Here is a 12,214-nt window from a genome sequence, read left to right on the forward strand (position 1 = left end):
CCCTAATATCGAACTTTGCCTTTTGCTAGCGGTGGCCGATCGGCGAGCACACTGCCGACAAGCACGGAGTGATCAGCCCCCGTAACAACGGCGTGAACACCGGTTATTTGGAGTGCTGCAGAGTAATCAATATATTGAATCCGGGCATGTGCATGGGGACTTGTCACCAGCCAGCCATGCAATTGACCAGGAGATTGCGTATCATTCGTATATCGAGCAACTCCTGTCACTTTATCTTTCGATTCAACTCGCGGAATCGCTTTGCCAATGACGGTCAAGCTTCACTCCCCCCTTTTCCAATCGTCATTGTACATCTTATATTGAAAAAGGTTGTCCTATACTTCTACTTATTGGCTACACCACAAAAAAGACTCCATAGCGGAGGAGCCTTGTGCTAATTCGTTCCGCACGTATATAAACAAACGGGTATCCCAGCCAGTTGGCAGGTGATACCCGTTATTTGCGACTTACGACGAGATAGGTTTGGACATGTGTTCCCGATATTCCGTCGGAGTTAAGCCTGTATATTTTTTGAAGGTGCGCAGGAAGCTTCTCGTATTTGCATATCCGACCGCTCCCGAAACGTCATTTACTTTAATGGACTTATCCCTCAAAAGCTCCATGGCAGCTTTAATGCGAATCTCGATCATGTAATCGATAAAATTGCTTTCCGTGTGATCCTTAAACAGTCTGCTGATGTAAGGCGGAGTGAGATGAAACATGTCAGCCAACCGGTCTAAGGACAGATCATATTCCTGATAATGCTCTCGAATATAGTCCAGCATTCGCTCGATCGTCTCATTTTTCCCACGTTGATTGCGCTTTTCCTCAATTTGTGATGCCAAGCCCTCGAGAGTATCTCCGACTAGCCGTTCCGCATCCTTCCAGTTCTCACATTTCCCGATTCGGTCATAGAAGTTGCTTAGCGGACCCATCGATATTTCCGGCTCAATCCCAATGGATTTGACGGTTTGTAGAGACTTCATCACAAGGTCATAGCACAGCTGCCTAATTAGCTCCGGAGGAAGATTGCTCTCAACCGCTTCACGGAATGTATCCGATAAGTACGCGAGCATCTTGACGCGATCTGTTTGTCTCATGGCTTCCATCACCGGATCGATCATCCGACTGAGCTTATAATAATCCTGTCGGTCTGGCGGCTGTAAGTCGTCTACCGATATGACCGAATGCTTGCCGAAGATCATTTTGTAATGAAGCGCCTTCTGAGATTCATCAAAGGAGCTCGGAATTTCCTTCATTTCCCTGCGGCATTTACCGACTCCGACCGTTACCGTTAAACCAAACTGTCTTTTCATGATATCAAGGATCAGTTCAAGTATGACTAATGTTCTCAAATGATTTTGCTCCGCATCGCCTTCCGCGAAGCTGAGAAGGACAGCCGCCTGGCCACCTCCTAGATCGATAGCCAAACCTGCGTGTTCGGTTCGAATCATCTCCTCTGCGACATTGCAAAACATATAGGTATACAACGTTTCGTCCCGTGGAGCAAGCTGTTCACCTTCCTTGCCAATCTCGGCTGTACAAACGATAAAGCGCTCGGAATACATGTGAATCCCCAAAAATTCCAAATGATGATACATCGCATGGAAATCGGAACGGTTGCCGTTTAATACATCCATCATAATCTTCCACTTGAGCATTGGCTTCGAATCCCTGACATGCTGCTCCAAATGCTCACGGTCCGTAACCATCTCATCGAATATATGTTCAAGGTTTCTGAGTCCAATACTCTCTTCGCCCTGCCCCCTACGCTTGTTCACGCCAGACAGCTTACCCGCCAAACGATCCAGCGGCTTAAAGGTCCAACGATTCACATAAAATAATGCGGCCAATGCTAAAATGAACATCACGACGGCAAAGGTGAGCAGCAGATTACGTGTTACCTTGATCGGCTCAAATACAGCAGACTCTGGCATTATACTGACAAATTTCCAACCTGTATACCCGCTAGTCCGGTAAAAGACTGACTCTCGAATCCCGTCCAACTTGACGTTGAGAGCTCCGCTGCTTGGATCCTTTAATATCGTCTGTACATACGGTAGCGACTTCATATTGCGGTAAAGCTGGTTCTTATCGTCATGAGTGACGACATTCCCTTCCCCATCCAGAATGAAAAATTGACCACCGTGGCCATCCTCATAAATCGTTTTTATCATCTGAAACAACTGAGCTTCTTTGATGCTAATAGCCATGAGACCCTTCCTGAAGCCAGGACTGCTGAGGCTAGGAAAGCTGCGGACCAAGGTAATCACATCTTGGGTCTCATGGCCATCCCATACCTTCTGAGTCGATAACCACTTAAAATATTCAGGCATATTTAGGTACTGTGCCAACCAATTGAACTCTGACGATGCTTGCTTTAAATAGGTTTCCTCCGTCATTAAATCACCACTGACATGTGAGTACGCAAATACCGAAGAATAATTGGGATTATTCCAAATAAATTCCTTCAACCTAGTTGTCAAAGTATAGTAGATGCTGTATCTGTGTCCGTCATCACTGTAGCTGTTATTCATAAAATAAACAAACTCCAGCCCTTCGGCCATGGAAAGCAGATCCTTCTCCGTCTGGCGAAAGGCAGCCTCTACCTTGGAATCAACCTGCTTCAGCAGTGCAAGATTAGCATCCTCTAAGTCCTTCTGCAGCCTGCCCACAGTACCTGTGTAGGACAACCAGAAGGTCAGGGTGATGATGAAGAGGAATACAATACCATATATGATCATGGCTTTTCCGGATATGCTGGTTCTCATGGCTGGTGGACCTCCGTTCGGTCGCATTGTTTTGTTCCTATTGTACCATTAACACGACTGTCCGAGAGGGGAAATATGGATTTCCTATCAGTTGATGGAATTTACAGTTACGCCGGCAAGGGAGTAGATAAACACTGGCGCTCCAGTTAGAGGCACGCTTACAACTCCTGATACGGCAGGCATATACTTGTAGCTCCCATCAATGCCAACAATCGCTACACCTGGATCAGATGTCGCAATTAAGGCCGTTCGGGAAGTGCTGCTTGTCGTTTTCCAGCTCGCATCCCATATCGATGTGATGTACTTGTTCTTATTTTCGTCCCAGAATTGATACCCATAATAAGGATTGGCCACATTCGATACAACCCCCAAATATGTCGAGTCCTTAAGAACCCTAATCAACGTGTAGTAACCGTAATAGCTCTCTTTGGGTTTACCGTTCCAGTCGATCAGTCCTAGGTTATGCTCCAAATTGTTGGTCTCTGTACCGTCATCGGCAAAATCATACCAGTGCATCGTCCGGATTCCGTTTGCGATTGCGTGCATGTAAGCTCTAGCTAAGTAATTTCTTTGGGTGGATCTATCCACCGTTTTCAGGTAGCTTCCGCCTGTATAAGTACTCCAGCCTAGCTCGGTAACTACGATTGGCTTTTCTCCATCACCATGGCTGGCCATGACGGTTTTCAATTCCTGAAATGATTGGAGCAGCTTTTCAGGTGCGCCTTGTTCCAGCCCTGGAACAGCAGGATACTCATATTTAACGTAAGGATGGACATCCATGACGTCAAAATATGTTTTCACCAATGCGCCATTCTGTCCATCGGAATTATACAAGGCATCCAGCCAATTTAAGCCCTCATCCGCTTTTAATCGATCAATGCCTCCGAGAGCTGGCTCAACAAGTAAGCTCTTGCTGCTGACAGCTTTCAAGCTGTCATGGTTTACCTTGAGCGCAGCAGCAGCTGCAGCCGGATCTCTTTTGGCGAGATCAGGTTCATTGTAAGTAGAGAACGTATAGGCGCCCCCATTATTATCGGACTGTACATTGCCTGGGCCATGATAAAAGTAATGGAAATTTAGTCCGCTTTTGCCATACAACGTCTTCATTGCGCTGCTGTGATCCCACCATCTGTTCTTATTGATTCCTCCAAGTTCTCTTAGAAGACGCAATTTCGTCATCAGGAACACATCTTCCGTCTCACCATGGTGCATATAGTTCCCTCCACCGTATGGGGCATCGTTGATGGCAAATATATCGCCGACCTTCTCCCCTCCAAGAACAGATGGCGTGGTAATTGTCAACGTCTCAACATCTTTCCTCTCTCCACCGGTTGAATGGAAGGGAGTTACGGCTACATAATAGATGGTTTCCGGCTTTAGAGCGAAATAGGATAAGTATTTACCGATCTGTTCAAGCGACTTGGCCTCAGCCGTGAACTTTGGCGTCAACCCTGCCGTACTCGCAAAAGGAGTGGTCTCAAGATATACGCCATATTTGGTCACATTGTTGACGACGCTGTTATAGTTGGACCAGTCCAGATATAGCGTGCTGTAATTTTTGAGTTCCGCAGTAAACTCAACTTGATCAGGCGTCGTCTTTTTAGGGAGCGTAGAGTCGTACAGTTTCCAGCCCCAAATTGCCACTTCTCCAACCGTTAGGATCTCCGAATTATTCGCATTATGCATAATAATTTTGACGTATTTCGCATGTTTGCCTGGAACGCCGTAGCCCGGTGTATTCACGATCACATTCGCTGTCCGGCTGCTCGTATTAGGCGTATAACCGAGTGACGTATAATTCACGCCGTCCGTACTAACGAGAACCTCATACCCGTCCATGAATTTATTGCCGCCAGATGCCAATGTCCATACATCAATTTTCCCGATTTGATACACATCGTTCAAGTTGAAAACAACAGCACCAAACTTCCCTTTCGAACCCCAGATCGAGTTGGTCGTAGAAGCAGCGTCGGATTCTTTGCTGGAACCGTCGATTAAGTCTGGTGCTCCTCCAACCGTGTCATTCTTGGAGCCATCGTTATCGTATTTGATTAAATCCCCATCTGTAACGAACGGTTGATCGGTCAACCACTCATAGGATGCGTTGGTCGCAATTTTGGGAAGGGACGTATTATACAAATAGTTGGAAGACCTTAAATAGTTATTGCTCAAGATGGCCATCGGCTCCGTAGCATCGCCGTAAACAGCGGTTTCCCCCAACCTCACGACTTCCTTGGCTAGATCCTTATGCATAATGACTTTGATATATTGGGCATAAACGGCAGGCTTGACGGCAAGCGTAACGGGGGCATAACCTGAGCCTAGCGCATTCGCATTGTCTGCAGCTCCCACCCGGTTGTAGGTCACTCCGTCGAAGCTGGCATACACCTCGATATTCCTCATTTGGCTGTTATTATCCGTATCGGCCCATACCTTCACCGTTGATACTTTATAGACGGATTTCAAGTCGTAAATAAGCGTTCCGTACACGGCTGAGCCTTCCGCGCTCCCCGTTGTACTGCTTGAATTGTCGTCAGGACCGTTATTCCCATCGGTCATATCCGGTGCACTGGTGTCATCTGAAGCGATCAGTGCTGGATCCGTCGCATGTATCCCTTCTGTCAACCAGGTATAGGTTGCTCCCGTAGCAATAGCTGCTGTACCCTCAGGAAAGAGTGCTCCTCCGATCACATTTCCGCTGAGTAGCTTCTCACCTGTTGCTGCTTTAACAGTATGATTTTCCAATGGGATAAGAACGAAAAGCAAGCCGAGTAGAATGACAAATGCAACAAGAGAACCGCTATTTTTCATAAATCTCATGGCAAAGCTCCTCTCTGGAATGTGTTGTACAGAATCGGAGTAGCTTCGTCAGAAGCAGCTTCAGAAGGCATGTCATCACCTTTTGAACGTGCCTTGACGGTTACTATACTGCTCGCCGTATAACTGCCATCATCTGTTGTAACGGTAATCGTCGCCGTACCTGCTGACACGCCAGTAATGGTTGCATGCTGCTTGTTGACCTCTTGAGCAACACTTACAACCTCCGGGTTGCTCGATGTGAAGCGGACCTTCCTGTTGCTTGAATTGCTTGGTTGGACTTTTGCATTCAAGGAAATCGCTTGACCCTCTTTTAAATTTACGGTCGACCGGTTCATTGTAACTCCCGTTACTCGCACTTTCCCGTCTGTTACAGGCGCCTTGATTGTCACGGTACTGTTCGCCATATAGCTCCCATCGTCTGTCGTCACGGTAATCGTTGCCGTTCCCGCTGACATACCAGTTACGATTGCTTGCAGACCATAGACCTCTTGGACTACGCTTGCCACAGCTGGATCACTCGATGTAAAGCGCACCTGTTTGTTGGTTGAGTTACCAGGAAGAAGCGTCGCATTCAGGACGGTCGTTTCTCCCAGATTCAATGATGCCGTCATTGGATCCATTGTAACCCCTGTCACCCGAACTTCTGGCGCAGCGATTTCGGTGAAAATCAAATCTTCAAACAATTGCGTATTTTTGCTGGAACCAATCCCGCTCATGTATTCAAGCCAACCACGTCTAGTAGTTCCGTCATTCTCATTAATCAACATGGAAAACCCGAAAATGTCTTTGTCCTGTGGCGATTGGCCTTCAGACAGCAGTTCTGACCACGGGATTGCAAGCTCATAAGTGGTCGTGTTGCCGCTGCGAGTAACCACGCCTTGCACAGTCGTCATCTCCCCTGTCGGATTGCCGTTAGCTGACAACCATCTCCATACCATCGGACCTTGTTCTCCTAGCGCGATACCGAACTCGTTGTTTTCCGCGCTGCCAATGCCGTTTATTCTTCCTGTATCAATGGAAAACTGTATGCTATCCCCCTGCCACATGTCGCCGCCAGTTCCTTTTTGAACATGGATATTATCTTGAACTTCCATACCGAAGTAAAGATGATTACGGTCCCACTTCAGATAGCCCTTACCACTCAAATCCAGCTCACCGCCCCAATTGGCGATGTTCTTATTCTGATCCGCTCGGTTGATGACGATAGGCATGCCATTATGCCAGCTTGCCTCTATCAACTTGCCATCCATGATCGGCGCAGTCTGGTCGTTCACAGCTGCAACAAAGTTAAATGGTCTCTCCACGAGCTTCGTAAATCCGCTATCCAGCTCTACCGTGAGCTTTAACTTGGCTCTCGCTAGCTCTGGAAGCACAGTGATCGGAATCGTTATTTTCTTGATTTCCCCGGGCAAGAGCCCATTGAAAGCAATCGGTCCGTTTTGTCCTAAGACCAAATAGACAGCCTCGGTAACACTTATCGTACCGTTAAGCTCTTTGTCCTGAGTCGCATTCTCCACATAAATTGCCGCATTCCATCGGTCCCATTGCCCAGGTATAGCAATCTCAGGCACCATACGGACTTTGATTGTTTCCAGCACATTGGCTTTTAATTTCACAGACGAGATCAGCGAATTGCCCGAGATCACTTGGAGTGTAAGCTCCTGGACCTTCTCTTCCGCGTTAAGCGGAACGGGAATAGCAATTGGAATGGCAGTTGTTCCCGCTGTAAAGTTCATGTCGCCTTCCAGCTTCCAATCAGCAGATGGACCGATTAGCTCCAACCTTCCATCCAACGCCACACCCATACCAAATCTGTTGATCGCGGTATGAATAACCTCTCCGCGTCTAATATCGACGGAAGGAGTCTTTAATACAAAGGAATCATCAATGGACGAAATTTCTAGGCCACTGCTAGAGTAAATAAAGACAGGAGCACCATTAATCGTTAAGCTTGCGCTGCCATCGCTGACCGGCAGATAGGTATAGCTTCCGTCAATACCCACAACGGTAACCCAGGCGTCCTTCGTTTTGAAGGTCGCTGTTTTGGTAGACTCATCCGCCGTCCAGAGCGATGTGATGTACTGATTCTTACCTTCATGCCAATATTCATAACCATAGTAGGGATGTTCAACGTTGCGCTTAACTCCTACATATTTGGCGTCTTTCAGTACCTTAGACATCGTATAGTAAGCATAATAACTTGGTTTCGGAATGCCGTTCCAGTCGATGAGTCCCAGATTATGTTCTAGATTAGTTGCATCGAGTCCGTCATCCTGAAAATCGTACCAATGCATTCTCTTTATCCCACCAGCAATCGCATGCATATAAGCTCTAGCCAAATAGTTGCGCTGTGTGATTAGGTTCACTGGACGAAGATAACTGCTTCCGGTATAAGTACTCCATCCTAGCTCCGTGAAGATAATCGGCTTCTCTTGATCGCCATATTTGGCTTTCAGTGCTTGGATGTCTTCAATTTTCTTAATCAGCATTTCCGGCGCACCTGGAATGAGTCCAGGTAAGCTGCCTTCATGGTTTTTTACATAGGGGTGAACATCAAGTACGTCAAAATAGGTTTTCACTAAAGCCCCATTAAGCCCGTCTGATTTGTATAAGTTCTCAAGCCAAGTCATACTTGACGGCTCAGTTCCGCCAAGAGCAGGCTCGACCAGTAAATTTCGACGATCCACTGCCTTCAGGTTCTCGTGGTTTTGTTTAAACTGCAAGGCCAGTGCAGAAGGATTAGTGCCCTTTAAGTCAGGTTCATTCACCGTGGAGAAGGACCAAGTTCCTTGTTTGTTTTCCATCGGTACATCTTGAGGACCATGGTAGAACGTATGGAACCCAACCCCGTATTTATTGGAGAACGCTTTGACCCAAGAATCATGGACCCACCAACGGTTGAAGTTAATCCCTTCGATGCTTCTCGTCAGAATAAGCTTGCGGATGATGTTCTCATCTTCTTTACTCCCGTGCTGAACATAGTTACCCCCGCCATAAGGCGTATCGTTAATAGCGAAGATGTCCCCGACCTTCTCCCCGCCAAGTACGCTCGGTGTGGTAATTGTGACCGTTTTGACATCCTTGCGTTCGCCCGTAGCAGTGCTCGTCGGAGTTATCGCAATGTAATAAGTCGTCTCTGGCTCCAAAGAAGATATAAGCAGAAATTTCCCCTTCTGTTCGACAGATCCGTTATCGGCTGTCACATGAGCAGAAAGCTGGTTTGTTGTTGTAAAGTCGCTCTTCCGAATGTAGATGCTGTATTTGTTGACCTTGTTAACTACGGCATTATACGCAGACCAATCCAGATACAACGTGTTGTAATTTTTCACATAGGTCGTGAATTCGACCTGATCCGGGGTGTCTTTCTTGGCAAGCGTCGCATCATACAGCTTCCAGCCCCAGATTGCGATCTCCCCCGCAATTAGTCGGTCAGAGTCGTTAGCATTGTGCATCACGATTCTTACATATTTCGCATGCTTGCCGGGGATGCCGTAGGAAGGGGTATTGACCATGCCACTTTCATATCGGCTGTTAGGATTGGCGGTGTATCCGCTGGAGAAATAGTTAACATTATCGACGCTTAACAGTACCTCATAGCCGTCCATGAAGTTACCGCTGTCCGCTTTGGACCACACATCAATATTCCCGATCTGATACATATCATTTAATGTAAAAGTTACCGTTCCGTATTGCCCTAGGGAGCCTGCTGCCATACTGGCTACCGTATCTGCCGTTTCCTCTGTGCTCGAACCGTCGATTAGATCAGGCAAACCGCTGACGCTGCCATCATTCTTCGCTCCGACTTCATTGTCACTCGTCATTAAACCAGCTTGTGTCACAAAAGGCTGTTCCGTGCTCCATTTATATGTTGCCTTTGTATCCAGCTTTGGAAGCCCTATGGCATAGTGACCTCCAACTTTTAATTGGTTATTGCTTAAAATCGCCGGCGCTTCCGCAGCGTCACCCCATATCGCCACTTCTCCTATGCTCATCTTGAGCTTAGAAGGATTTTTGTGTAGGATAACCTTCACATATCTGGCATATGGGACAGGCTTGATGCTGCTGGTCACCGGAACAATACCTGCGTCATCTCCGTATGTGCTTTCGGTAACTGCAACGCGGTTATAATTCACACCGTCGATACTTGCAAAAATTTCAATCTGCTTTAAACCGCTTGCTCCCGAGAATTCGGACCAAACTTGCAGGGCGGATACGCGGTATACGGCTCGCAGGTCATAGACCAGCGTTCCGTGAGCTGCTCCTGATTGGCTGTAGGTTGACGTGATAACGCTTACAGAACCGTCCGTCATGTGAGCCGCATCGCTAGGATCTGCAGCGAAAAGTCCGGGATCCGACGCATAAATCCCTTCCCGCTGCCAATTATATATAGCTCCAGTATCCATAACCGGTGTATTTTCCGGAAACAACTGACCTAATGTATTACCACTCAGTACCTTTGGCACATCCGACTCAGCCGCATGCGCGATAGGTGCGACAGTGGATGCCATACCTATGGTTTGAATAAACAATAACATGACTAAGATCATGGGACATACTTTATTAAGCATCACAGAACTCCCTTCTCCCTATTGAAAAGTCTGGCTAGCTAATCGATTTATGGCATGCAATGAAGTCACACGTTCTCTCACCTCCACCCTTTCTTAGGTTCTATCGAATGATGAGTATAACCTTATCAAATTCAGTTGAAATCACAACAGACAGTTTTTGTCGGACGTGGCATTTCTTTCGATCCAACGCTGCATGCTTGCAATTCAACGACACAAATACCAATGTCTTAAAAGATGTAACTTGATCCATGAATAGGTCACTTCCAAGAAAGGAAAAAAGTATACCGAGACAAGAGAAGGAGACCGCCATTTATTTGGCGAGCTCCTTCCTTTTTTGCGTCCGCTAGTTCGGATGTTTGTTATTTGGCTTCAAGAAAATCGACAATTGTTGCTGTGAGCCGTCTGCACGATGGGTGCAATGATTATTTCAAGAACTCTTTGTTCTTCTCATACCACTCTTGTGCAAGCTTCTCCACATTATCTCCGCCAAGACGCTTCCACTCTTTACGAGCCTCATCCAATGCTGCTTCTGGGGTTGATGCACTTCCTCCGGTTACGGCTTTCACCTCAATTTGCGTAGCAATCGGATGGAACGTGGCGATCAGTTGGCTTACTTCCGGAATATCTGGGCTAAAGGCGATGTCCCTGCGGTATTTGTTTTTGAGTGCTACATCTAGCGACTGCGTTTTCAATTTGGCATATTCCTGGGAGAGTGGATCCTGAGCAGCCATGATTGGGAACCATTCGGATTTCAGGCTATAATCGGTTACAATCGCATACTCAGCAGCGTAGCCAACTTCCTTACGAGATTTGTCCGCATCAATGACTTGCGGGATCTTGCCGTCTATTAGCTTGTAATGGACATTTTCCTCGCCATATTTCATCGCCATATCCCCTTTATCCATCATCCAATCGAGGAATTTAACCGCGGATTCGATTTTATCCTCTTTCATCTTGCTGTTAAAGGCTACCAAAATATTTGCCGGAAGCTCTTGATATAATCCCGTTTTCCCATACTTACTAGCTACTGGCTCTAAAGGAACCATCTTGGCATCGGGTACATTTTTCTTAAGATCCATATATTCGTTTTGCATATTCCATGAACTAAAATAAATACCTGCTTTGCCAGTCGTCCACATTTGACGAGCGCGTTGGAAGTTGCTATCCGTGATATATTCCTTATCTAGCAAACCTTGATCGAATAATGTTTTCTGATAAGAAATAGAATCCTTGTAACGATCCAACGTTCTGCCAAACTTGAGCTTGCCCTCTTCCAAATACCATTGATTCTCATTCACGGAAAAGAGTGATCGAATGATTTGCACACCGTTCCCATTAAACACAATAGGCACTGTATCAGCTTTACCATTTCCGTCTGGATCTGCTTCCTTAAACTTCTTGGCCACCTCGATCAATTCTTCCGTTGTCGTTGGTGTCTTCAAGCCCAACTTATCCAGCCAATCCTGACGAATCCACATCCCATGGTTGGCAATTCCCTCTATGCTTCGGCTGCTGGTGACCGCATACATTTTGCCGTTAATCGTCGATGCTGATTTGAGCTCAGGATGCTCCTGCAGATACTTCTTCATAGTTGTGCTATACTTCTCGATAAAACTATCTATCGGTTGTATAGCCCCTTGGTTAGCCAATTGCGCAATATAGTTGCGGTCATATTCCCAAATGAGATCAGGGGCGCTTCCGGAAGCCACCAGGGTACTCAGCTTTTGTTGAGCCTGTGCACGTGGTACGGGAACCCAACTTATCTTAGCCGGCGAATTCTCATTCATCCACTTTGTCCAACGATTGCTCTCGTAGCTGCCCTCCTCTGATGCAACTGTTCCACGATCAAAAGCAGAAATACTGATTTCTTTCTTCGGACCGGCCGCTTTTGCCGTAGGAGCTGCACTTCCTTGAGGCTGTGCTGAACTGGCCCCCTCTGTTGTTGTATTCGTACTGCAAGCTGCTAGTACGGCTAATGACATACTTGCTGCAAGAACTGGTTTCCATGTATGTTTAGTCATTTTCAATGGTTCCATCCCCCTAAATATTGTGTGG

Annotated in this window: 5 protein-coding genes; all 5 read right to left on the bottom strand. The window is 46.7% G+C overall.

Annotated features, from left to right (window positions below):
- Positions 1–2: 2 nt before the first annotated feature.
- Positions 3–278 carry a hypothetical protein gene (locus ACSQ8P_RS18070; protein WP_436236430.1) on the bottom strand — a complete coding sequence of 92 codons (276 nt, stop codon included), beginning with the start codon at positions 276–278 and terminating at the stop codon, positions 3–5.
- 189 nt (positions 279–467) lie between these two features.
- Positions 468–2,771 carry a helix-turn-helix domain-containing protein gene (locus tag ACSQ8P_RS18075; RefSeq protein ID WP_436236431.1) on the bottom strand — a complete coding sequence of 768 codons (2,304 nt, stop codon included), beginning with the start codon at positions 2,769–2,771 and terminating at the stop codon, positions 468–470.
- An 87-nt stretch (positions 2,772–2,858) separates the two neighbouring features.
- Positions 2,859–5,591, bottom strand: a complete 2,733-nt coding sequence (locus ACSQ8P_RS18080) for a discoidin domain-containing protein (protein WP_436236432.1) — start codon at positions 5,589–5,591, stop codon at positions 2,859–2,861.
- A complete protein-coding gene (locus tag ACSQ8P_RS18085) occupies positions 5,588–10,159 on the bottom strand; it encodes an Ig-like domain-containing protein (RefSeq protein WP_436236433.1) in 4,572 nt (1,523 codons plus the stop codon). The genes ACSQ8P_RS18080 and ACSQ8P_RS18085 overlap by 4 nt, the downstream gene beginning before the upstream one ends.
- 422 nt (positions 10,160–10,581) lie before the next feature.
- Positions 10,582–12,180, bottom strand: a complete 1,599-nt coding sequence (locus ACSQ8P_RS18090; RefSeq protein WP_436239547.1) for an extracellular solute-binding protein — start codon at positions 12,178–12,180, stop codon at positions 10,582–10,584.
- Positions 12,181–12,214: the final 34 nt, after the last annotated feature.

The sequence above is a fragment of the Paenibacillus sp. LjRoot153 genome (assembly GCF_964253085.1).
In the GTDB taxonomy this organism is placed as follows: domain Bacteria; phylum Bacillota; class Bacilli; order Paenibacillales; family NBRC-103111; genus Paenibacillus_E.

What these genes read in the sequence shown, in the direction of transcription:
- ACSQ8P_RS18075 (WP_436236431.1), bottom strand. Translation starts at nt 2,771, where the DNA reads ATGAGAACCAGCATATCCGGAAAAGCCATGATCATATATGGTATTGTA.
- ACSQ8P_RS18090 (WP_436239547.1), bottom strand. Translation starts at nt 12,180, where the DNA reads ATGACTAAACATACATGGAAACCAGTTCTTGCAGCAAGTATGTCATTA.
- ACSQ8P_RS18085 (WP_436236433.1), bottom strand. Translation starts at nt 10,159, where the DNA reads ATGCTTAATAAAGTATGTCCCATGATCTTAGTCATGTTATTGTTTATT.
- ACSQ8P_RS18080 (WP_436236432.1), bottom strand. Translation starts at nt 5,591, where the DNA reads ATGAGATTTATGAAAAATAGCGGTTCTCTTGTTGCATTTGTCATTCTA.